General features: G+C 43.6%; 19 protein-coding genes. 16 read left to right on the plus strand and 3 right to left on the minus strand.

Going from position 1 to position 24,496, the window contains the following annotated elements; translation table 11 throughout:
- The first annotated feature begins 73 nt into the window (after nucleotides 1–73).
- From JI665_RS17690 to JI665_RS17700, 3 genes are all read left to right on the plus strand, one after another.
- Nucleotides 74–862, plus strand: a complete 789-nt coding sequence (locus tag JI665_RS17690) for a class II aldolase/adducin family protein (protein ID WP_206841761.1) — start codon at nucleotides 74–76, stop codon at nucleotides 860–862.
- Nucleotides 863–963: 101 nt separating this feature from the next.
- Nucleotides 964–2,298 (plus strand): CoA-disulfide reductase, encoded by a 1,335-nt coding sequence (locus tag JI665_RS17695; RefSeq protein WP_206841777.1) that lies wholly within the window; start codon nucleotides 964–966, stop codon nucleotides 2,296–2,298.
- A gap of 101 nt (nucleotides 2,299–2,399) precedes the next feature.
- A complete protein-coding gene (locus JI665_RS17700) occupies nucleotides 2,400–2,747 on the plus strand; it encodes a VOC family protein (protein ID WP_244671243.1) in 348 nt (115 codons plus the stop codon).
- Nucleotides 2,748–2,783: 36 nt separating this feature from the next.
- Here the strand turns inward: JI665_RS17700 and JI665_RS17705 are convergent, their stop codons facing one another.
- Nucleotides 2,784–3,992, minus strand: a complete 1,209-nt coding sequence (locus JI665_RS17705; protein WP_206841801.1) for an MFS transporter — start codon at nucleotides 3,990–3,992, stop codon at nucleotides 2,784–2,786.
- Between the two features lie 270 nt (nucleotides 3,993–4,262).
- Here JI665_RS17705 and JI665_RS17710 point away from each other — a divergent pair, with 270 nt between their 5' ends.
- The 4 genes from JI665_RS17710 (at nucleotide 4,263) to tatC (ending at nucleotide 8,517) form a co-directional block, all read left to right on the plus strand.
- Nucleotides 4,263–5,720: an alanine/glycine:cation symporter family protein gene (locus JI665_RS17710; protein ID WP_206841803.1), complete on the plus strand. Its 1,458-nt coding sequence runs from the start codon at nucleotides 4,263–4,265 to the stop codon at nucleotides 5,718–5,720.
- Between the two features lie 180 nt (nucleotides 5,721–5,900).
- The gene (locus tag JI665_RS17715) at nucleotides 5,901–7,541 is read left to right on the plus strand and encodes a PhoX family protein (RefSeq protein ID WP_206841806.1); all 1,641 of its coding nucleotides are present in this window, start codon (nucleotides 5,901–5,903) and stop codon (nucleotides 7,539–7,541) included.
- 9 nt (nucleotides 7,542–7,550) lie between these two features.
- Nucleotides 7,551–7,736, plus strand: coding sequence for a twin-arginine translocase TatA/TatE family subunit (locus JI665_RS17720; protein ID WP_009335004.1), 186 nt, complete (start codon nucleotides 7,551–7,553; stop codon nucleotides 7,734–7,736).
- 55 nt (nucleotides 7,737–7,791) lie between these two features.
- Entirely contained in the window at nucleotides 7,792–8,517 is a 726-nt protein-coding gene (tatC, locus tag JI665_RS17725) for a twin-arginine translocase subunit TatC (RefSeq protein WP_197204899.1), read from the plus strand.
- Between the two features lie 63 nt (nucleotides 8,518–8,580).
- Here the strand turns inward: tatC and JI665_RS17730 are convergent, their stop codons facing one another.
- Nucleotides 8,581–9,837: a S8 family peptidase gene (locus tag JI665_RS17730; protein ID WP_206841809.1), complete on the minus strand. Its 1,257-nt coding sequence runs from the start codon at nucleotides 9,835–9,837 to the stop codon at nucleotides 8,581–8,583.
- A gap of 259 nt (nucleotides 9,838–10,096) precedes the next feature.
- Here JI665_RS17730 and JI665_RS17735 point away from each other — a divergent pair, with 259 nt between their 5' ends.
- The 8 genes from JI665_RS17735 (at nucleotide 10,097) to JI665_RS17765 (ending at nucleotide 22,310) form a co-directional block, all read left to right on the plus strand.
- Nucleotides 10,097–11,230, plus strand: coding sequence for a zinc-dependent alcohol dehydrogenase (locus tag JI665_RS17735; protein ID WP_206841812.1), 1,134 nt, complete (start codon nucleotides 10,097–10,099; stop codon nucleotides 11,228–11,230).
- A gap of 138 nt (nucleotides 11,231–11,368) precedes the next feature.
- A complete protein-coding gene (locus JI665_RS17740; RefSeq protein WP_206841814.1) occupies nucleotides 11,369–12,607 on the plus strand; it encodes an ATP-binding protein in 1,239 nt (412 codons plus the stop codon).
- A gap of 262 nt (nucleotides 12,608–12,869) precedes the next feature.
- The gene (locus JI665_RS17745) at nucleotides 12,870–16,388 is read left to right on the plus strand and encodes a bifunctional 2',3'-cyclic-nucleotide 2'-phosphodiesterase/3'-nucleotidase (RefSeq protein WP_244671244.1); all 3,519 of its coding nucleotides are present in this window, start codon (nucleotides 12,870–12,872) and stop codon (nucleotides 16,386–16,388) included.
- Between the two features lie 231 nt (nucleotides 16,389–16,619).
- On the plus strand, nucleotides 16,620–19,010 hold the full coding sequence (locus JI665_RS17750) for an immune inhibitor A domain-containing protein (RefSeq protein ID WP_206841846.1): 2,391 nt from the start codon (nucleotides 16,620–16,622) through the stop codon (nucleotides 19,008–19,010).
- 164 nt (nucleotides 19,011–19,174) lie between these two features.
- The gene (locus tag JI665_RS17755) at nucleotides 19,175–20,299 is read left to right on the plus strand and encodes a DEAD/DEAH box helicase (RefSeq protein WP_206841850.1); all 1,125 of its coding nucleotides are present in this window, start codon (nucleotides 19,175–19,177) and stop codon (nucleotides 20,297–20,299) included.
- A 127-nt stretch (nucleotides 20,300–20,426) separates the two neighbouring features.
- Nucleotides 20,427–21,908 (plus strand): amidase family protein, encoded by a 1,482-nt coding sequence (locus JI665_RS17760; protein WP_206842650.1) that lies wholly within the window; start codon nucleotides 20,427–20,429, stop codon nucleotides 21,906–21,908.
- A 58-nt stretch (nucleotides 21,909–21,966) separates the two neighbouring features.
- A complete protein-coding gene (locus JI665_RS28995) occupies nucleotides 21,967–22,101 on the plus strand; it encodes a hypothetical protein (protein WP_019382593.1) in 135 nt (44 codons plus the stop codon).
- Between the two features lie 38 nt (nucleotides 22,102–22,139).
- Nucleotides 22,140–22,310: a hypothetical protein gene (locus JI665_RS17765; RefSeq protein WP_206841853.1), complete on the plus strand. Its 171-nt coding sequence runs from the start codon at nucleotides 22,140–22,142 to the stop codon at nucleotides 22,308–22,310.
- A 191-nt stretch (nucleotides 22,311–22,501) separates the two neighbouring features.
- Here the strand turns inward: JI665_RS17765 and JI665_RS17770 are convergent, their stop codons facing one another.
- A complete protein-coding gene (locus tag JI665_RS17770; RefSeq protein WP_206841855.1) occupies nucleotides 22,502–24,028 on the minus strand; it encodes an FAD-dependent oxidoreductase in 1,527 nt (508 codons plus the stop codon).
- 212 nt (nucleotides 24,029–24,240) lie between these two features.
- On the opposite strand from JI665_RS17770, the gene JI665_RS17775 reads away from it, so the two are divergent.
- A complete protein-coding gene (locus JI665_RS17775) occupies nucleotides 24,241–24,474 on the plus strand; it encodes a hypothetical protein (protein WP_206841858.1) in 234 nt (77 codons plus the stop codon).
- Nucleotides 24,475–24,496: the final 22 nt, after the last annotated feature.

Here is a 24,496-nt window from a genome sequence, read left to right on the forward strand (position 1 = left end):
AAAAATTGCTGATTCAAATTGTTTTTGAATATACAATAAGGAGTGAATGTGTTTAGGAAGGGAGCTGACAGCCATGGCTGTTCAAAATAAATATGTAAGCGATTGGGAAGCAAAGGAACTGATCTGCGAAATCGGCAGAAGAGCGTACAATAAGAACTTCGTTGCAGCAAACGACGGAAATATCTCCATTAAGGTGGGGGACTATGAACTCTGGACAACACCAACCAGTGTAAGCAAAGGGTTTATGACCCCTGAAATGATGGTCAAAGTGGATCTTTCTGGAAATGTGCTTGAAGGCAATCTGAAGCCATCATCCGAAGTAAAAATGCACCTCAGAGTGTATCAGGAAAACCCTGAAGCAAAGGCAGTTGTCCATGCCCATCCGCCTGTCGCCACTTCGTTTGCCATAGCCGGAATCAGCCTGGAAAAACCTGTATCACCGGAAGCGATAGTCCTGCTGGGCAAAGTGCCGGTTGCCCCGTATGCCACTCCGGGCACACAGGAAGTGCCTGATTCAATTGCCCCTTACTGCAGGGGTTACAATGCCGTTCTTCTTGCTAACCATGGAGCCCTAACCTGGGGCAGGGACATCACAGAGGCCTATTTTCGTATGGAATCACTGGAACACTATGCACTCATGCTGCTGTATTCCGAACACATCATGCAAAAGTCAAACGAACTAAGCACAGAACAAATTGCAGAGCTGATCTCAATCCGAGAGAATATGGGCATTAAAACAGGTGGAATACCGGTTCCAGGCAGTGAGAAGAAAATCCGGACAGCCCCCGGCCTGCCGGAAGAAATGATCGAAAGCATTGTGCGAAAGGTAACGGAAGAAGTCCTGAAAAACGTTTTAAAATAGCCAAAATGGGATAGCTATAAGGGTATAGCAATGTTGTATAATTTTAAACTTTTAACGAAACCTATCTTGAATACCTTATTGAAACGCGAGGAGAGATTCCGATGAAACTGCTGGTCATTGGCGGGGTGGCTGCAAGTATGTCTGCCGCATCGAAATTAAGGAGAATGGATGAAAATGCTGAAATTACCGTCTATGAAAAAGGCAAATTTTTATCTTACGGTGCCTGCGGTCTTCCTTATTATATATCTGGAGAAAATGACGATTACCGGAAAATGATCGCAAGAACACAGGAGCAATTTTCTGAGAGGAACATCAAAACACATCTTCAGCATGAAGTATTAAAAGTGGATACAAGCAAGAAGGAAGTAACAGTTAAAGACCTTGCATCAGGAAAAATGTTTACGGATACATACGATAAGCTGATGATCGGAACAGGCACGTTTCCCATTTTGCCCCCATTTCCTGGAGCCGATCTTGAGAACGTACAAGTGCTGAAAACAATGGAAGATGGGATGATATTAAAAGAAATTTCCTGCAAATCAGAAGTGAAAGATGTTGTCATTGTCGGCGGAGGCTATATTGGAATCGAAGTGGTTGAAGCGATGAAAACCCTCGGCAAAAATGTGCGTGTCATTGAAATGGGCGAGAGAATCCTGGCTCCTTTCGATAAGGAAATAACAGATATCGCTGAAAAAGAAATTCGTGATCACGGTGTAGAAATGAACCTGGGAGAAAAGGTAGAAAGCTTCAGCGGCAAAGGGAAAGTGGAGAGTGTCAAAACGGATAAAGGTACTTATAAAGCAGATTTAGTGCTAGTTGCTGTAGGTGTAAAGCCTGCTACGAAGTTTCTGGAAGGATCGGGTATAGAGCTGGCTAAAAATGGAGCCATCATCATTAACCGTGAAATGCAGACCAATATTGAAGGTGTTTATGCAGCGGGTGACTGCGCTCAGGTTTATCACAAAGTGCTTGAAGAAAATGATTATATTCCGCTTGGAACAAACGCGAATAAATGCGGCCGGCTGGCTGGGGCCAATATAGCCGGCAGCCATGAAAAATATGTAGGAACTCTGGGAAGCGCCGCGATTAAAATTTTTAATATGGAGCTTGGAAGAACGGGACTTTCCGAGGAGGATGCAAAAATGCTTGGCATTGGCTATACAACTGAATTCGTGAAAGCCGCAGACCATCCAAGCTACTACCCGAATCAGACTCCTATTTGGATCAAGCTGATCTGCGAAAAAGGAACAAATCGAATCCTCGGAGCCCACGCCATCGGCAATAAAGGGGTGGTTCTCCGAATTGACGTATTTGCCGTTGCCATTCACAATCATATGGCAGCAGAAGAACTTGGCATGGTGGATCTCTGTTATGCCCCGCCTTTTGCAGGTGTATGGGATGCTGTCCATATCGCAAGCAACGCAGCGAAAAAATAGATTAAAGTCGGCGGAAACGCTGGCTTTTTAATTTTCTCAGAAGGTTTTTGTAAGAAGATGTTGAATAAACTCCATATAAAATCCTTTTTATGGAGGCTCAAATGTTTACAAGAATCGATACAGTCTTTCTGCAGGTTACTAATTTTGGAAAAGCCATTGAATGGTACAGTACAGTGCTTGGTTTCCCGGTAAGGTGGAGGGATGACAAGGGAGGGTATGCAGCCCTGGAAATCGGAGAAACGCCATTAACCCTTGTGCGTTCTGAAAAAGTAATTCCTTCCTCTCATATGCCATTTAACTTTTATGTTTCCGATATTGATGAAGCACATCAGCATCTGGCAGGACAAAAGGTGAAAACCGGTCCAATCCAGGCGGATGAAACGGTAAAGTGGTTTGAGTTTGAAGATCCTGACGGCAATAAGCTTGGCGTATGCCATTTTAAAGAATAATGAAAAGCTGCCTTTTTAAGGCAGCTTTTCCAGTTACTAATAAGAATCCTTCGCAAGCTTGGGATGGCGGTTCATCGCTCCGAGCAGAATCAGCCCGCTCAGGATGAGGAGTAAGCTTGTGACAACGAACACTGCAGAAAAACCCAGATAGCCTGAGATCAAACCGCCGATGACCGGTCCGATGATGTTGCCGAAAAAGCGGAGGCTAGTGTTGTAGCCAAGCACTTCACCTTGCATGGCGACCGGTGCTTCCTGGCGGATATAAGCGATCCGGACAGGGATGATGCCTCCGATGGTTATTCCAAGCGCGAAGCGGACAAGAACAAGCTGCCACATGTTTGAGACAAATCCTCCCGGCAGATAAAACACGCCTGCGAGGAAGAGGAGAATAACCAATGTTTTAATATAGCCGTGCTGGTCTCCGATTTTTCCCCATTGCCTGGCCATCAGCAGATTGCCAAGCCCTGCAGCCGAAAAAGCAATTCCCGCAAAGAATGCCAGATTTTCCGGTCCATGCAATTCACTGACATATAAAGATAATATAGGCTGGATGCTGAAGTGGGCGATTTGAACAAGCGTTGATATCAGCATAACTGTCAGCAGGACAGGATTGCTGATAATATGCTGGATGACTGCCTTGCTTGAATACCTTGTCTGCTCGCCCTTTTTTGTTTGAACTTTGTGTTCTTTTGTAAAAAAAACAAGAAAGGCAGAAACAAAGATGGCGATGGAGGTCCATTTAAAGGTATCTGAAAATCCGAATAAATCAGCGAGGACTCCGCCGAGAAGAGGGCCCATCAATGAACCTGTAATGCTTCCGGTCTGCAGTGTCCCCATCACCCTGCCGGCAATTTCCTTCGGAGTCTGCGTGGAAATAAACGCCTGGGACATTCCGATGAAGCCTGTAAAAATTCCCGTAAACAGCCTGAGAAAAAACAGCTGCCAGACGTTTGTCACGTACCCCATCAGGAAGATGGAAATGCCCATCCCGATTCCGGACAGAATCAATATTTTCCTTCGCCCAAAAAGGTCCCCGATTCTTCCCCACACAGGTGAAAAAAGAAACGCAGTCACAAATGTGATCGCAAACGTCCACCCTGACCAATGCTGCACATAAGTTGGAGAGTGGTCGCCAAAACTTTCTATATATAACGAAATAAAGGGAAGCACCATCGTCATGCTGCCTGCCACAAAGAAATTGGCAAACCACATGATCATTAAATTTCTTTTCGTCTGTTTTATCATGTTTGAAACACTTCTTTCCGGTCAACATTTCGTTTCCCTAAATATATAATACTAAAAATTTCAAAAAAGAGGAAGGGTTATGTGCTATTACTCTAATCTTTATATATCCTGTAAACTATGATAAAAACGGGTTTTTTTAAGGGAAATGCCAAAATTTCTATGACATTTTTACCAGAGTCCGTGAAAAAAACATTGTCTTATAACAGTATTTATTCTATAATTCCTAATAGGAAAAAGATTCAGAATATATATGAAAAAGGGGGAAGTTATTTGGAAGCTTTTGTTAATCAGCTAAACGGCATATTATGGAGCACACCTGTTATTTACATCTGTTTAGCAATAGGGTTGTTCTTCTCAGTCTTAACTCGATTTTTGCAGGTCCGCCATATCAAGGATATGGTACTGCTCATGTTTCAAGGGAAAAGTTCCGCAGCGGGCGTTTCGTCTTTCCAGGCCTTATCTATTGCTCTTTCCGGCCGTGTAGGAACTGGTAACATCGCAGGTACTGCGACTGCCATCGCAATGGGTGGACCTGGTGCTGTATTCTGGATGTGGGCCATCGCTTTTATCGGAGCAGGCAGTGCATTCGTTGAATCAACGCTGGCACAGATTTACAAAGTGAAAAAAGATGGGCTTTACCGAGGCGGTCCGGCCTATTATATTGAAAAGGGAATCGGAATTAAATGGTTTGCAGTCCTTTTCGCTATTTCTGCATTGCTGGCTATGGCGCTTTTAATGCCTGGCATCCAGTCAAACTCAATTGCACTTGGAATGGAAAATGCATTCGGGATAGATAAAACAGTAACAGGTCTTATAATTATCGGGTTACTTGCACTGATTATTTTCGGCGGTGTTAAGCGTATTGCAACTGTAGCTCAATATACGGTTCCTTTTATGGCAGTGGGTTATATTTTAGTCGCTTTAATTATTATTGCCATGAACATTGGTGAGCTGCCTGGTGTAATTTCGTTAATTTTCAGCAGTGCCTTTGGCGCAGACTCCATGTTTGGGGGAATTATCGGAAGCGCAATCGCCTGGGGTGTAAAACGCGGAATTTATTCAAACGAAGCTGGTCAGGGTACAGGCCCGCATGCTGCTGCAGCTGCTGAGGTTTCCCATCCTGCCAAGCAAGGTCTTGTGCAGGCATTCTCTGTATATATTGATACGCTATTCGTATGTTCCGCAACAGCTTTCATGATTCTATTTACTGGAATGTTCAATACAGTCGGCGCTGATGGAAAGACTCCAATTGTAGAAAACCTTCCAGGAGTGGAAGCTGGTCCTGGTTATACACAGGCAGCTGTTGAATCTGTTCTTCCAGGCTTCGGTGCCGGATTCGTTGCTGTTTCTCTTTTCTTCTTTGCTTTCACAACCATCATGGCCTACTACTATATGGCTGAAACAAACGTAGCTTACCTGATTAGCGGCAAGAACAGCAAGCTGGCGATGTTTATTCTGAAAATTGTCTTGCTTGCTGCAACATTCTATGGTGCTGTTAAAACAGCAGGCCTGGCGTGGGCACTCGGAGATGTTGGCTTGGGACTAATGGTTTGGCTGAATTTAATTGCCATCGTTATCTTAAGAAAACCGGCTCTGATTGCACTGAAAGATTACGAGGCCCAGAAGAAACAAGGTCTTGACCCAGTATTCAATTCCAAGAAGCTTGGCATTAAAAATGCTGAGTATTGGGAAGAGGAATACAAGCCTCAGGAAGAAAAAGTATCTTAATAGAAAGATAATAGTTGTCCGGCTGATGCCGGGCATTTTTTTTTACAATTTTTAAATCTACTTTTACAATTTTCAGGTTATTTCTTAGCATTCTCTTAATATTCATCTTTTAGTATTGTACTTGGGTTTGGTACATAAATACGATGCAATCATTTCAAATAATATGAAGAGGTGCTTAGGATGACTGAATTGAATCGCCGCAAGTTTTTAACGTATGTAGGTACAGGTGTGGGAGCATTGACTGTAGCTTCGACAGGTTTGGGGGCAATGGTTCCAAGAGCGGAAGCTAAGGGTGTTGAGGCAGCCTCCCATTTATTCGGATTCCAGAAGAAAATCTCTGGTTTGAATTTTAAGCCGATTGACCCGACAGATAAAGACGATCTTGTTTTGCCGCGTGGATACAAATACGATGTTGTGGCAGCCTATGGGGATGTCATTAACAAAAAAGGCGATACATTCGGCTTTAACAATGACTTTACATTATATTTTCCAATTGATAAGGACAAGCGCGGTCTCTTATGGGTGAATCATGAATATTCAAGCGATCTATTTGTTCATGGTGCAAGGCCGGCAAATGGCAAATATACCGCAGCGCAAATTCAGAAAATGCTTTACAACCAGGGCGGATCGATAATCGAGGTCTACCGTGATAAAGAAGGTACATGGAAAATGGATACGGATTCCAAATATGCGCGCCGTATTACAGGCTTGACTCCGTTCCAGCTTACAGGTCCTGCCAAAGGTTCAAAAGCAGTGGGCGGTGCAACGAATGTACAGGGGACCTTTGCCAATTGTTCTGGCGGCATGACATTGTGGGGCACAGTTTTATCAGCTGAGGAAAATTTCGAATCTACCTCTAAGGATGCAGGATTAAATGATACACATTATGGCTGGATTGTGGAAATCGATCCGTTTGATCCTAATTTTAAGCCGCGCAAGCACACAGCCCTTGGCCGTTTCAACCATGAAAATGCAGCAGTTGGCCTGACCAATGACAATCGGGTTGTGGTATATATGGGTGATGATAAAAAGGATGCATGCGTGTATAAGTTCATCAGCAAAAATAAATATGTAAAGTCCCGCGGAAAAGCCAACGCAGACCTTCTGGAAGAAGGGACACTTTATGTGGCTAATATGGGCAGCGGAAATTGGGTGCCATTAACGATCGAAAATGTGCAGAAAGCCGTTAAGGGGGATGCAGACCTTTTAAAGAAATTCCAGACACAGGCTGATGTGGCTGTTCACTGCCATGAAGCAGCTCTGCTTGTGGGCGGAACGCCTACTGACCGTCCAGAAGATGTAGAAATCAGCCCGTTCGATAAAACGGTATTCATTGCCCACACCAACAATGATAAACATGGCAACTTCCACGGCCATATTACCAGATTTATCGAAGAAGGAGATGACCTGGGGGCACTGACTTTTGATTTTGAAATCTTCGCAGCCGGCGGAAAACAGAGCGGATTTAGTGCACCTGATAATCTGACTTTCGACAGCCTTGGCAATCTTTGGACTGTAACAGATATGTCATCAAGCAAGCTGAATACAGGAATCTACACGCATTTCGCCAACAATGGCATGTTCGTCATCCCGACGATCGGAAAAAATACCGGTGAAGCCTTTCAGTTTGCTTCAGCTCCAGTTGAAGCGGAACTAACTGGCCCATCCTTTACACCAAACGAGACAACCCTCTTCCTGTCCATTCAGCATCCTGGAGAAGAGACGGAAGACCTGAACAATCTGACAAGCAAATGGCCGCACCGCAAGGGAGATACTATGCCGCGTCCGGGAGTTGTGGCGATTACAGGCTTTAAATACTAGGAGGTTACTATGCTATCAAATATCGGGATACCAGGATTGATAATTGTTCTAGTGCTGGCGCTGATCATTTTCGGCCCATCCAAGCTTCCTGAAATCGGAAGGGCATTCGGCACAACCCTGAAAGAATTCAAGAAATCCACACGCGAACTTGTTTCCGACGAACAGCCGGAAGAAAAGAAAAAAGAATTGCTATAAGAATGAATAGGGAAGGGAGGGATATCTTCCTTCCTTTTATATTGAGGTGATTAATATGAATAATGAGGCAGTAAATGTTCTCCAGCATTTTGAAGAGCTCCGGAAGAGGCTGATGATTATAGCTGCTGTCTTTATAGCGTTCCTGGCACTATCCTTTATTTTTGTCAGCGACATTTACCAGTGGCTGGTTAGGGATCTGGACTTTAAATTGGCTGTTCTCGGACCCTCTGAGATTTTATGGGTCTATTTCATGCTTGCGTCTGTTGTCGCCATTGCAGCCGCCATCCCGGTTGCTGCCCATCAAATCTGGCTGTTCGTCAGCCCGGCACTTACCGGAATGGAGAAAAAGGTGGCCTTATCCTATATTCCCGCGTTATTTTTCCTGTTCATTACCGGTATAGCATTCGGATATTTCATCCTTTTGCCGCTGGTTCTGAATTTTTTAATGACCTTATCAGGAGATATGTTCACCGCCTTTTTTACAACGGAAAAATACTTTCGATTCGTGCTGCATTTAACACTGCCATTCGGCTTCCTGTTTGAGCTTCCGGTTGTGATTATGTTCCTGACCAGTCTTGGCATCCTCAATCCTTATTCACTGCAGAAGATTAGGAAGTATGCATATTTCGTGCTGATTGTGGTTGCGATTTTGGTTACACCCCCTGATTTTATTTCAGATATATTGGTCACATTGCCTCTTCTGCTGCTGTACGAGGCGAGTGTGAGCCTGTCCAAAATCATTTATAACCGAAAGCAGAAAAGGCAGGCTCTCTTGCAGTAACTTTAATTTAAATCAGAACAAAAAAAGCTTGGACCGCAATGTCCAAGCTTTTCTATTATTCACTTACTTTACTCGCGGGAAGCCAAAGCCTGATGCATAATCGTCACCAGCGGCAGCTCCCGTTCCGCCAAGAATATCATTTTGCTTGGCGCGGTTCTGAAGCTCGGTGCGAAGCTGTGCATGGGACATTGATGGATTCTGGGCCCAGATCTTAGCAGCCAATCCGGATACATGAGGAGTAGCCATGGATGTGCCGCTGATTGTGCTGTAGCTGCCATCATACCATGTGGATTCAATCGCTCTGCCTGGTGCAGACACCTCGACATCACGCTCCTGGATGAGGTAGTCTCCATCAGTTGCAGGGTTGCCCCTTGATGAAAAATCGGCAACACGGTATGAACCATTTTGCTGAACATTTTCCAGAGCGGCCACTGCAACAGCATTCACTAATGCGCCGGGATAGCCAATCGTATTATCGGCAGGACCATCGTTTCCGGCAGCAGCAACTACGAGGACACCTTTGCTGTAGGCGTAATCAACTGCATCCGCAATCAATGTGCTCTTAGAGCTTGAACCTAATGACATGGAAATGACCACTTTAGATCCTGTGCGGACCGCTTCATCGGCCGCATGCTTAATAGCTCCTGCGATGTCATCAGAATACCCTGATCCTCTGTCGTTTAACACCTTATATGCCCAAAGATCTGCGTCTGGCGCTACTCCGTAAACACCTTGTCCGTTCTCGCCGCCATGAGCCAGCACAGTACCCGCAACATGTGTGCCGTGTCCGTTCTTGTCCCCGCAGCTTCCGTCAATTAAAGGGGACTTTCTTTGTGTAAAGTCCTTGCACTGTTCAGCTTGCCCGGCGAGATCAGCATGTGCTGTATTTACTCCTGTGTCCAGAACGGCAACTTTTACCCCGTTTCCGCCTGAAGTGCTTTGGATGGAGCTGTCATTGTAAATGGCCTCAATTCCCCAAGGTGTACCATCTGCCGGAGCTGATGCAGCCCCCGATCCAGGTTTCGCTGCGGTCACAGGTGAGTTCTTAACTTCTTCAACTCTATCAATCTTTAAGTTTTTATTTTTTAAAAGTGCCTGATACTGTTTAGCATTTACTGTAGTAGTAAAACCATTCTGTCCAAAATCCCATCGTACTCCATAGTTCGATTTTGCCTTTGCTTTTTCTGCACTTGGGCCCTGAATGACGACCCGATAGGTTTCATTGCTCTCAACCTGCTGACCGAATGCCCCTGACGCAAATACGGATAGTCCCATTGCTGCACTTAGTATTGCTGACCCAATGACTCTTTTTTTCTTCATTCAAAATCTCCTCTCAGAATATGTATGGTCACAGCTGAAGAGCTGTAACTCTATTATATTTATAAAATTCAGAATAATAAAACATTACTTTGGGCCTATATTTGCTTAAATTTATCATTTCTATCAAAAAACCCCAGACAGGCATCCTCACTTGCATAATAATATTCTTTCAGTAATAGGTAAATATTTCATATTGTGAAGTTAATCATGCAATAAGGAGGGTAAAAGTCTATAAAGTCGATAAGGGAGTGTGAAGAATATGAGAGCAGTAACCTACCAGGGAGCGAAAGATATTCAAGTAAAAAATGTGGAGGATCCCAAAATTGAAAAGCGGGATGATGTCATTGTCCGGATCACCTCAACTGCCATTTGCGGATCGGACCTTCATTTATATCAGGGGAATATGCCATTGCGGCCCGGCTATGTTATCGGGCATGAACCCATGGGAATCATTGAGGAGACAGGTCCTGATGTGACAAGGGTAAAGAAAGGCGACAGGGTGGTCATACCATTTAATGTATCGTGCGGGCATTGCTTCTATTGTCAGCATAATATGGAAAGCCAATGTGATAATTCGAACCCGCATAATGATTCAGGCGGCTATTTTGGCTATACTGAGAAATACGGAAACCATCCGGGCGGTCAGGCAGAGTTTCTCAAGGTGCCGTTTGGCAATTTCATGCCATTTGTTATACCGGAGTCGTGCGAGCTGGAGGATGAATCACTGCTCTTTTTATCGGACGTTCTGCCGACAGCCTATTGGAGCGTGGAACATTCAGGCATTAAAGCGGGAGACACGGTCGTCGTCCTCGGCTGCGGTCCCATCGGGTTAATGACTCAGAAATTTGCCTGGATGAAAGGAGCTAAACGGGTAATTGCAGTAGATCATCTCGATTACCGCCTCAATCACGCCAAGCTTACCAATGATGTGGAAGTCTATGACTTTACGAAATATGATGACATGGGAGCATATATAAAGGAAATCACCCAGGGCGGAGCTGATGTCGTCATTGATTGCGTCGGCATGGACGGGAAGAAATCCGCTGTAGAGAAAATAGAACAGAAGCTTAAGCTCCAGGGCGGAACGCTTGGCCCGATCCAAATCGCGACGAAAGCAGTCCGTAAATTTGGTACTGTCCAGCTGACCGGTGTGTACGGGCTGACTTATAATATGTTCCCGCTCGAGGAATTTTTCTCGAGAAACATCACCATTAAAATGGGCCAGGCCCCTGTGGTGCACTACATGCCTGAGCTATTTGAAAAAATAACGAATAAGGAATTCGATCCGAAGTCAATCATCACTCATCAGATTCCTCTCGAAGAAGCAGATCGTGCGTATAAAATTTTTAATGACCATGAAGATGACTGCATTAAAGTCATCTTAAAACCGTAATAAATACAAACCGGCCTGGATATCCCATGGCCGGTTTTTTGAAGTTTAAGAATATAACATATTATACATGTTTCGACATAAACGTATATAATAGTGCTAAAGACACAATATTAATAGAGTTAACCAAGGAGCATGTAGATGAAAGGCTTTAATCAACAGACTTTGATAAAAGAAGAAACAAAAGCAGTTATGCTTTTTATATGGCTATTCTATATCATTTTAACACTTTATGATTTGTTTTATTATTATCTGCTTCCCCTCAATACTGGCGGCAGCATCGGGCTTCCAAAGGGCGGGCTTGGATGGGGTTATTATCTGGCTATTATCGGGCTCTTGCCTTTAGCGCTGTATTTAATCAGGACAAAACGCCCTTTTCAGGTAAAATACTTATTTTTTGCAGGGTTTTTGCTGATAGATTTTAGTAACAGCATGCTGATCTATTTCGGAGAATCGAAGGAATTTCAGAGCGGAAGTGCAGTAGAACTTTTATTTATTATATTTTCACCGATTTTTGTGAATAAGCGCTATTTTTGGATAGTAACCGGCGGAATGATTGCGAAGTATCTGCTTGCCGGCTTACTGTTGAGCAGCCAAAAGGTAATGGTGCCAATCGTGCTTATGGCCATTTTTTCAAGTGTTTCATATGTTCTGCTGAACCGCTTCTATTCCTATATTCACTCGCTGACACATGTTTTCCAGGAGCTCCGCCAGACTGAAAAGCTGGCTGCTGTCGGTCAGATGGCTTCGGCAGTCGGCCATGAAGTAAGAAATCCTTTAGCAGCATTAAGAGGGTTTACTCAGCTGCAGATGGAAAAACATCCTGAAGATCAGGACCGCTATAAAATCATGATTGAGGAAATCGACCGCATTAATCTGATTGCCGATGACCTTATGATCTTAAGCAAGCCAAGACTGCCTATGTTTAAAAGAGTTGAACTGAATGCAGTGATTAACTATGTTATTTCGATCATACATGAACAGGCAGCCAATCAGAACATCCGTCTTGAAACAGAAAATCTGGAAGCTGTTCCTAAAATTCAGTGCGACGAAAATATGCTTAAGCAGGCTTTTATTAATTTGGTTAAGAATGCGATGGAATCTATGACAGAAGGCGGCACGATCCTGATTTCGGCCAAAATGGCGGAGGGCGATCAGGTTTTGATCAGTATTAAAGATGAAGGCTGCGGGATCGATGCTGAAAATATGGAACGGGTCGTGGATCCATTTTATACAACTAAACCGGATGGAACCGGTTTAGGGCTGATGGTTACCAAGCAGATTGTGGATGAACACAAGGCGGGAATCACTTTTGAAAGTGAAAAGGGGAAAGGGACAATTGTGAACCTTACTATTCCTATAGAGCAGCCAACCCAATAAAAAGAATTCAGGAGGATGTCATTTAATGTTCAGGGCAGACCTGGAAAATAGTAACTGACATTATAATAATACTATTCGAAATCATACAGCACCCTATGAGGGTGCTGTATTTTATTAGGTAAATAGGCTTCTTTTTTACAAAAATTTAATAATTTTCCTATGTTAATTCCGACTAATTGCTCATTCTCAAATAAGTCTAAAAATAGATAGAATTATGAATGTTATCATCCTAATCTACTATAATTTGAGGAGATGTATTCATTTGAAAAAGCCTATGCGCAAACTTGGAAAGACGATACTCGCAACAACGATGGCCCTATCTGTCTTAGCAGCTCCTATTTCATATGATTCTGTCATGGCGGCAAAGCCTGATCATGCAGGGAAACCGGAAATTAAATTCAGCCATGAAGTAAGCCTGCGGATACTGGGAACAACAGATATACATACACACCTTTATAACTATGATTACTATAAAGATGCAGAAACCATTGAATTTGGTCTGGCTAAAACAGCTACCTTAATCAAACAGGCAAGAAAAGAAGCAAAGAATACATTATTATTTGACAACGGAGACCTCATTCAGGGTAATCCGCTTGGAGATTATAAAGCAAAAGTAGATCAGCTTGAGGATGGGGAAATGCATCCCGTGTTCAAGGCTATGGAACTATTAGATTATGATGCCGCTACGGTAGGAAACCATGAATTCAATTATGGCCTCGATTATCTGGATGAGGTTCTGGATGATGCGCCATTTCCTTATGTAAATGCCAATGTCTACAAAGACGACGATGATAATAATCCGGAAAACGATAAAAATTACTTTAAACCATATAAAATCATCAAGAAAAAAGTCGTTGATGAAAAAGGAAGAAAACAGGTCATTAAGGTTGGGGTTATCGGTGCTGTGACTCCGCAGATTACACAATGGGACAAAGCCAATCTTGATGGAAAAATCATCACAAAAGACATTGTAAAATCAGTAGAAGCCAATATTCCTAAAATGAAAGAAGAGGGTGCGGACATTATCATTGCACTTGCGCACTCCGGCATGGGGGACGCAGCATATGCTGAGATGGAAGAGAATGCAGCCTACGACTTAACAAAAGTAGAAGGCATTGATGCGGTTATTTCCGGACACAACCATAAGAATTTTCCGGGAGATTTCACCGATCTTCCTGAAGTGGATGCAGAAAAGGGAACGGTCAACGGGGTGCCCTTCATCATGCCGGGCAGCTGGGGCAATCAGCTTGGCGTTATGGACCTGACTATTGCCAAGGTAAAGGGCAAGTGGGAGGTTAAGGATTCCCAGTCATCTTTAAGGTCTATTTTCAGAAGCTATAAAAATGAATCCGGCGCGACCGTCAAGGAAAGCCTTGCAGATGCAGATCCTGCTATTTTGAAAGCTGTAAAGGAAGAACATGATGGAACCGTGAATTATGTCCGCCAGCCTGTCGGGGAAACAACAGCTGATATCCACAGCTATTTTGCACTTGTAAAAGATGACCCGTCCATTCAAATTGTGACGAATGCACAGAAGTGGTATATTGAGAAGCAATTAAAAGGAACACCAGATGAAAATACACCAGTGCTTTCGGCGGGAGCTCCTTTTAAAGCAGGCGGCCGCAACGGGGCAAGCTATTACACATATATCCCTGAAGGCACAATCGCCATTAAAAATGTAGCCGATCTATACCTGTATCCGAATACAGTCGCTACGGTAAAAATTAAAGGGGCAGATGTGAAGGAATGGCTTGAAATGTCTGCAGGCCAGTTCAATCAGATAAAAGATAATGAAGCGGGAGAACAGTCACTCATTAATAATGATTTCCCTACTTATAACTATGATGTAATCGATGGTGTGACATATGAGATCGATGTAACAGAACCTGCTAAGTATGATAAAGATGGCAAGCAGGTTAATGCTGATGCAAACAGAATCAAAAATCTTCAGTATAACGGAGCACCTATTGATCCGGATCAGGAATTCATCGTTGTGACAAATAATTATCGGGCCAGCGGCACTTTCCCTGGAGTCAGAAACAACACGGCAGTAGAGCTTTATCCGGATGAAAACCGCCAGGCGATCATTGATTATATCCGAGAAGAACAAACCATCGATCCTTCTGCAGATGCCAATTGGTCATTTGCACCGGTTGCCGGTGGCGTAAATGTAACGTTCGAATCTTCACCGGATGCAAAGGATGCGATTGCTGAAGGCAGCGGAATCGGCTATGCGGGGGAAGCAGCCAATGGCTTTGCGAAATATTCGCTTCAATTCCCGGAGCCAAAGCCATTTGAAGTCCAACTTTTGGGGATCAATGATTTCCATGGTCAGCTTGATACATTTAATTCCGGTTTGAATGCGGGTGGAATCGAGTATTTAGCTGCACACTTAAAACAGCGTGAAGCAGAGAATCCCAATACAATTATGCTGCATGCAGGTGATGCAGTAGGGGCGAGCTCCCCTGTTTCGGCCCTACTTCAGGACGAGCCAACAATTAAAATGCTTAATGAGATCGGCTTTGATATAGGTACAGTCGGCAACCATGAATTCGATGAAGGGGTAGACGAAATGCGACGCCTTATCAATGGCGGGGCCCATCCAAAAACTGTAGAGAAGTATGGCGAGTTTGAAGGAGCAAACTTCCCGTATGTTGCAGCTAATGTAGTGGATGAAACAACAAAGGAGCCAATCCTTGATCCCTATGTAATTAAAGAAGTAAATGGAGTGCCAGTCGGCTTTATTGGCATTGCCTATTCCGATACTCCTGGAATTGTTACGCCAAGCGGAACGGCAGGTGTAGAATTCACGGACGAAGCGGAAGCAATCAACAAGTACACAGCTGAGCTGAAGGAACAGGGTGTTAAATCGATTGTGGTCATTACTCATAACCCTGTAAAGTCCGATATAGATGGGTCTAATCCTCAAGAGGAACTCGCTGACATTGCGAATGCAGTTGATGATGAAGTGGATGTGATGTTTGGCGGCCATAACCATCAGTACACAAATACTGTGGTGGACGGGAAATTGCTTGTTCAATCTTATTCCTATGGAACTGCTTTTTCCGATGTGGACTTAACAATTGATCCAGTGACGAAAGATATTGTTGCTAAAAAGGCTGAAATCGTAAGCGCCACACGTGACGTTGAACCTGATGCAGAAATTAAGCAAATGCTTGATGCTTATATTGCTGATGTCGCTCCGATTTTAAATGAAGTCATCGGTCATACTTCAACAGGTATTACGAGAGAGGTAAATGCTGATGGAGAATCTCCGATGGGCAACCTGATTGCAGATTCCATGATTGCGCAGACCAATACCGATTTTGCCTTCATGAACTCAGGCGGCGTCCGTGCAGGCATTGATGCTGGAGATATTACGTGGAAAGAAGCTTTTACGGTACAGCCTTTCGGAAATGACCTTGTGACATTGACATTGACCGGTGCCCAGATAAAAGAACTTTTTGAACAGCAATGGGGTTCAAAAGAAAGAATCATGCATGTTTCCGGCTTAAAGGTGACGTACGATTCTTCGAGAGCTGCTGGAGATCGGATTGTTTCTTTAGTAAAGAACGATGGAACGCCAATCGCTGCAGAACAGGAATATTCTGTGACGGTAAACAACTATATGGCTGATGGTGGAGACGGCTATAGCGCCCTTTTAAACGGCAGGAACCGCACTGTGGATATCGTCGACCTTGATGCTTTAATCAACTACATTAAAGAGCAGAAAGAAGTAAACCCGGCGGTTGAAGGAAGAATTACTAAATTGAATAAATAACAGGAAGGGAGCATCAGGCAGTCTGATGCTCCTTTTCTATATCCCTCGAAAATAGGTATAGGTACCCGTTTTTTCTTTTAGCGGCGGATAAATTGATTAAAATTACCTACTCAAATGTTATCGAAATATTAAAATAACAGTATTGTTAGACTATTAAAAACTTTATGTTAATTTGATAGAATTAATCTCGCACTTCGAAAATTCAGAAAAACTAAATAGGAGGCTATAAGAATGAGTAATAAGAAAAAACCTTTTAAGGTTGTATCTTCCATTACAGCCAGCACGATGATGGCAGCTGCACTATTTGCGGGATCTTTTGCCGGGACAACAGCAGCTCCTTCAAAAGTTTCAGCAGAGGAACTTTCTGCACCGATTGATTTGAATATTGTGAATGAAGACAGGCTGGGGAAGGCATTAAAAGACAGAGGATTGGTTAAAAAGGATGCTTCCTCTAAAGAAATAGAAAAGGCAGTTAAGGAGTACATAAAAGAAAAGCAAGGTGAAAAGCAGCCTGGAAATACAGCAAATAGCCATGACCATAAGGATGAGTTTGATAAAAAAACAAAGGATTTCTTAACGAAACAAAAAGAACAGATGACAAAGCAGCTGAATAAAGGTCATAAAAACTATAAAAAGGGCAAACCGGACGGCTATGTAAAAGTAGATCCGGCCAAAGAAGCAAGCTACAATGGTGATGTCAGAACAGACAAAGTGCTTGTGCTTCTAACTGAATTTGAAGATTTCAAGCATAACAATGTAACTCAGGAAGAGGGATATATGTACGCTGAGGATTTCAACAAAGAGCACTATGAGAAGCTGATGTTTGGCGATACTGAATTTGAATTATTTAATGGAGATAAAGTAAAAACGTTTAAGCAGTTCTATGAAGAGCAGTCCGGCGGCAGCTACACTGTGGATGGCACTGTGTCAGAATGGCTGACAGTCCCTGGAAATGCGAGCGATTATGGTGATGATAGTCCTGCCGGAGGTCATGATAATCTATCACCTCTTGGACCTCGCGACTTAGTAAAAGAGGCTTTAAAAGCAGCTGTGAACGCTGGAATGGATCTTTCGGAATATGATGAATTTGATTTATATGATTTAGATGGAGATGGAAACTTTAATGAGCCTGATGGATTAGTTGATCACCTCATGATTATCCACGCCGGCACAGGACAGGAAGCTGGCGGCGGAGCGCTTGGTGATGATGCCATCTGGTCACACCGCTGGACACTTGGCGGAGTATTTGCTGTTCCGAATACTACAGCCAAGGTAGATTATTGGGGCGGAAAAATGGGTGCATTCGATTATACCATTCAGCCTGAAGATGGAGCGGTCGGGGTGTTTGCCCATGAGTTTGGACATGATTTAGGATTGCCGGATGAGTATGATACGCAATATACCGGTCAAGGTGAGCCGGTTGCTTCATGGTCCATCATGAGCGGCGGCAGCTGGAACGGCGAAATAGCAGGTACTGAACCAACTAGTTTCTCACCGCAAAATAAAGAATTTTTCCAAAAAGGCATGGGCGGAAACTGGGCTAATATTATGGAAGTAAATTATGAAGATATTGATAATAAAGGTTTGGCAACTGTTATTGACCAAAGTGTAACCAAATCTAAAAACCCTGGAATTGTAAAAGTAAATCTTCCAGAAAAAGAAGTAAAGGGGATTGCACCTGCGTTTGGCGAGAAATATTACTACAGCACGAAGGGTGATGATCTTCATACGACTTTGACGACGCCTGAATTAGACTTAACAAATGCGGAAACAGCTGCCTTCAATGCGAAAGTTTACTATGATATTGAGTTTGATTATGATTATCTGACTGTTACTGCAAAAGCAGACGATGGGACAGAAGCTGAGCTCGATGTAATTGGTGATGATGATACAGATGGGGATGCCCGTGCTGAATCTTCAAAAGGCGAATGGGAAGATAAGACATATGACCTAAGCGGATTTGCCGGTAAAAAAGTTAGCCTGACATTCGAATATGTAACAGATGGCGGCTTGGCATTGGACGGATTTGCGATTGATGAAATCACTGTAACTGCTGATGGAAATGTGATTTTCACAGACGATGCTGAAGGCGGGACACAGATGACTCTTGACGGATTCATTGTTTCCAACGGAATCAGCTATGCGAAGAACCATTATTATCTGGAGTGGAGAAATTACGCAGGCTCCGACGCTGCCCTTGCCCAATCAAGAGGAGTTAAATACAACACTGGTTTAGTTGTTTGGTATGCCGATGACAGCCACACAGACAACTGGGTTGGCGTTCATCCTGGGGAAGGTTTCCTTGGAGTGGTGGATTCACATCCGGAAGCCATTACCGGTCTGTTAGACGGCAAAGAAACAGTATCTCAAAGCACAAGATATCAGATTGCAGATGCTGCGTTCTCCCTGGACAAAGCACCAGCATGGGAAGTAAGCTCGCCAACTCGCGGTGATTATGACTACCCTGGTTTAAAGGGAATTTCTGTTTTTGATGATTCAAAAACATATATTAACAGCCTTATTCCTGATGCAGGACGCATCGTTCCGGAACATGGCCTGAAATTCCAAGTGATTGGTGAAGCGAAGGATAACTCTGCTGGAGCCGTATGGATTCACAAATAAGCTTTAAAGGTGCGAATGCCAGCAATGGCTTCGCGCCTTTTTCTGTTGAGGGTGGACAACTCCCAGCCTATAAGCTAGTATCATTACCGATACTAGTTTTTTCCGATTTTCGGCTATACTAATAAATATCTGATTACACTCGAAAAAGTTAAAAGGAGTAACATATGACACAATCTTTTATTGACAATATGAAGCCATTTATCCAGGAGGCATGGAAAAAGTCTGCATTTGCACAGCCGACGACCGTTCAGGCAGAGGCGGTTCCACAGGCTTTGGAAGGCAGGGATATTATTGCCGAGTCACCGACCGGAACAGGCAAGACACTTGCGTATTTGCTGCCGGCCCTTGAGAAAATTGACCCGGATAAACAGGCGGTACAGGCCGTTATTTTAGCCTCTTCACAGGAGCTTGTGATGCAAATCTTAAGTGAGATCCAAAAATGGGCTGAGGGCAGCGGGATTAAAGCTGCTTCTTTTATCGGCGGAGCCAATGTGAAAAGGCAGCTTGAGAAATTGAAGAAGCACCCGCACATCGCTTTAGGAACGCCAGGCCGGGTGCTGGAGCTGATTAAACAGAAAAAGCTGAAAATGCATGAAGTAAAAACTGTTGTCCTTGATGAAGGAGATCAGCTTCTCGTGCCTGAACATGCTCAGACTGTGCAAAATATTGTTAAATCTACACTTAAAGAACGCCAGGTCCTATTATTCTCAGCGACACTGCCGCCGGTTGTTGAACAGCTTGCGAAAGAGCTTACAGCTGATGCTGAAGTGATTCGTGTTGAGAAGGATGAAACCATTCAGGCTGCAGGTGTGGACCATATTTATTTTGTGGCAGAAGCGAGGGACAAAATTAAAATGCTTGAAAAAATCTCAAGGCTCGAGGACATAAAAGCATTGGTATTCGTTAAGGATATCGGCAACCTGACCGTTATGGCCGAAAAGCTTGATTTTAAAAATATCTCTTCAAGCACCCTGCACAGTGATCTGAGCAAATTCGACAGACAGAAAGCAATCAAGAACTTCCGCACCGGCAAAACCAATATGCTGATTGCTACAGATGTTGCGGCAAGAGGGCTGGACATCAAAGGAGTCTCCCATGTTGTCCATTTCGACTTCCCGAAAGATGTTAATCAATATGTTCATCGCTCAGGAAGAACAGGAAGATTCGGCGCAAGCGGAACCGTTATCTCCCTTGTTACTGAAAGAGAAGAGCGCGAACTTAAGAAAATGGGCAAAGAACTGGGCCTCAATGCAGAAAAGAAGGTAATGCGAGGCGGCCAAATCGTATAATGATCAAACAGCCAGGCACCCATATCAGTTGGTGCCTGGCATTCTTTTTATAAAAAGGAATTTCTCCTTTTCTAAGCGAATTAGTATGTGGAGCTTTATTTAACTAAAGAATAAGGGGAAATCGATGATGGAGAATCCAATGCTAAAGAGCTTTCATGATAACGATCTTATTGAAGCGACGATAGATGAATTGCAGGAAAAAATGCAGGTTGGGGAAATTTCCTCCAAAGAACTTGTATTGATGTACATGAACCGGATTGGACATCTGGATAAAAAGATTCATTCTGTTTTAGAACTCAATCCGGATGCATTGCATATAGCAGCGTCTCTGGATGCGGAAAGAAAAGAACAGGGTGCGCGCGGCCCTCTTCACGGCATTCCCATATTGATAAAGGATAATATTGATACAGGGGACAAAATGCATACAACTGCAGGTTCACTCGCTTTGAAGGATCATTGTGCACAAAAGGATTCATTTGTGGCGTCTCAATTAAGACAAGCGGGAGCCGTTATTTTAGGAAAAACAAATATGACAGAATGGGCCAATTTTATGACGGAAGGGATGCCAAGCGGATACAGCTCACGGGGCGGACAAACCTTGAATCCATATGGAACGGGAAAATTTGATGTGGGAGGTTCGAGCGCAGGATCCGGTGCAGCCATCGCCGCTAATTTTGCGGCCGCAGCCATTGGAACGGAGACATCAGGTTCCATTTTAAGTCCAGCCAGCCAGAATTCTCTCGTTGGAATTAAGCCGACAGTCGGACTTGTCAGCCGAACCGGCATTATTCCAATTGCCCATAGTCAGGATACTGCCGGACCGATGGCGAGAACGGTTAAGGATGCCGCTTTATTATTGAACGTGCTTGCAGTACCTGACGAAAATGACCCGATTACCCTGACAAATAAAGATCTGCAGGGCATGGATTTTACCGTTTTCCTTGATGAAGCCGGATTACAGGGGGCGCGAATCGGCATTGCCAGGGAGACTTATTTTGACTACCTAAGTTCAGAGAAGCTCTCAGTCATGAATAAGGCGGTAAACGATTTAAAAGAGCTGGGTGCAGAGGTGCTGGACGGGGTAGTGATTCCTTCCGCCAAAGGAGAGTGGAGCTATGATGTCCTGACATATGAATTTAAAGTTGATTTGAATGCCTACCTGCGAACGGTCGCACAGCACCTTAATATTCACTCACTGTCCGATGTCATTGATTTTAATGAAAATCATAGCGGAAAATGCTTAAAATATGGCCAAACCATCCTGATTGAATCAGAGGAAACAAGCGGAAACCTGACGGAAATGGCCTATATATCTGCACTTGAGAAGGATATTTATTTTTCAGGTGAGAAGGGCATTGATTACGTAATGAAAGAGCATCATCTCGATGCCATCGTGTTCCCGAATAATTATGGTGCAGGCATCCCTGCAAAAGCGGGATATCCATCCATCACAGTGCAGGCCGGATATACCCCGGAAGGCGAGCCGGTGGGCATCACATTTACAGGACTTGCTTACAGTGAACCTCTTCTCATCAAACTGGCTTATGCCTTTGAACAGGCCACTAAGCATAGGAAAGCTCCAGAAATTGAACTCCCGGCATCAGAATAACTGTTCCTTTATTGACTCATACTACTCCTGATAAAACAAAAAAGGAGCAGATGATAATATGGGCAGAACCAAACGCGGCAACGGCAATGCACAGCGCAATAACAATAAACACAGACCACAACGCACAAGCGAAGAGCTTGTTGAATTTACAACCGGAAGCAAAGAAAAGAAAGAAAACAACGTGCAGGACTGATGAACCAAATCCTCCTTTTTAGAAGGGGGATTTTTTTGTTGCTGGAGAAAAATGAACTATGCCGCAATAAAACGGTTTATCCGAAAATAAAAATGAGCTATCTGCAAGTAAAATCCAGCTATCCGGAAGTAAAAGCAGGCTATCCAGCATTTCAAAAACTAGAATGCAGCCATATTTTCAACGCAGAATACTATCCGCACATAAAATGAGCTATACGCACAGAATAAATTTTATCCGCACATAAATTTGAGCTATACGCACAGAAAAAATTCTATCCGCACATAAATCGGTACTAGCTCCATTACTGGCAAGTAAATCCTCGCAAAGTGCATAAAAAAGACAGTTTTCCCTTTGAAGACTGTCTTTTTTTACATTTCAATTAAAAAAACGTATTAATGCCTTATTCTTCAACTTTCTTCAGAGGCTTGGCAGCAGGACCTTCAACGACTGTTCCGTCATAGGAGAAGCGGGAGCCGTGGCACGGGCAGTCCCAGGTGCGGTCGCCGTGGTTCCATTCACATTCACATCCCATGTGAGTACAGGTTGTATCCACAAGATGGAGACTGCCTTCAGGATCCCTGTATGCACCTGTCCGTTTGCCATTGATCATCACGACGCCGCCTTGATCATGGGACAGATCTGCCGTTTCTTTAGGCACGAATTCAAGCTTCCCTTTGATCAGCTGGCCGGCTACATCTGTATTGGCTGCAATAAACTTTTTAATGCTTGGGTCAGCCTGGAATCTGGATGGCGTAAACAGCTCGGCATAAGGGTTGTCCATTTCCATAATCTGATCTTTTATCAGCATGGCGGCTGCAGTCCCGTTTGTCATTCCCCATTTCCGGTAGCCGGTTGCGACAAAGATATTCTTCTGTTTGGACGTAATTGGGCCGATATACGGGACTTTATCAAGCGTATATAAATCCTGGGCAGACCAGCGATAAGGATAATCGGTTATGCCGAGCACCTCTTCCGCAAAGACTTCAAGGGCTTCGTAATGCTTCATCGTATCCGGTCCATGGCCCGTCTTGTGGCTGTCGCCGCTCACTAAAATGAGTTTGTCTCCGTTATAGGGTGTGTACCTCAGTGAGCGGGTAGGTGAATCGGCACTGTAATACATGCCTCCAGGAAAATCCTCTTTGGTTTTTACGCCAAGGACATAAGATCTTTCCGGAGATAATCTGGCAAAATAAAAACCTTTCATATCCGCAAAAGGGAAGTGGGAAGCAGCAATGACATATTTGCATTTCAGGCGATGGCCTTCTCTTGTCACGACATCAGGCAGACTGCCTTCTTCAATGTCTGCAGCTGTTGTATTTTCATAAACAATACCGCCTAAATCCACAAAATCTTTAAGAAGCTTTTTCAGGTATTTCAGCGGATGAAACTGGGCTTGATCAAACATGGAGAGCACCGCTGTTGTTTTGATGTTAAAAGGAATGCTCTCTTTCATTCCGCTTGGAATTCCGAGTTTTTCATAGGCTTGCCGCTCTTTTTCAACTTTTCGGGCATACTCTTCTGAAACAGCATATATGATTGCTTCTTCGTTGCTGAAATCACAATCAATTTGTTTTTCTGATACAATGTTCCGTACAAAATCTATAGCATCTGCTGAAGCCTGATAATAGAGTTTGGTTTTTTCCTCGCCAAAATGACTGATCAATTCATCATAAATTAATCCATGCTGTGCTGTTAATTTTGCTGTCGTATGTCCGGTAGTACCGTTTAATATATTGCCGGCTTCAAGAATAGCCACTTTATAGCCTTCTTTGGCAAGAAGGTAACCCGCCGTAATGCCTGTGATGCCGCCACCTACAATGGCAATTTCCGTTTGAGCATCTTCTCTGAGCTTGTCGAAGGCCGGAAGTTCCTCCTCCCTCCAATAAGGCTCTGGATATTGGGGCGTTTTGTGGTTGGATGTCGTCATACCCTGTCCTCCTGTAACGTTATATTCGTCCATAATTTTTCCTGCAAACCCTATTCCTATACAAATTCTCCTTCTCTAACCATACCCATTAAATTGTTAATTAATCAGGGGGAATGATAAATCAGGTTCTCAACTGTTTTTTTTATCAATTCTGGATAAAATGTGCAGGCCGAGAAAAGATATACAGTATCGAATGTTAATGGGGTACAGTCATGATTACATTAAGCTATCTGAGCATATTTCTGCTATTGACTATATTAGCTGCACTTTTTGATATGAAAATATTTGATTATACGATATGGGAAGCTTTGAGGAATTTACTGTTTACGGAGATTGCCACTGGAAGAATGATCATTATTGTTTCTGTACTTATTGGATTGCTTTCAAGTGCAGTCATTGATTTTCGTCTTTTTAAAGCGAAGAAAAAATCAGGGGCATCCAGGTAAAGGAATCGCTGGGACATGCTAA

Origin of the sequence: Bacillus sp. NTK034, from assembly GCF_017303275.1 — a bacterium.
Classification (GTDB): Bacteria; Bacillota; Bacilli; order Bacillales; family Cytobacillaceae; genus Cytobacillus.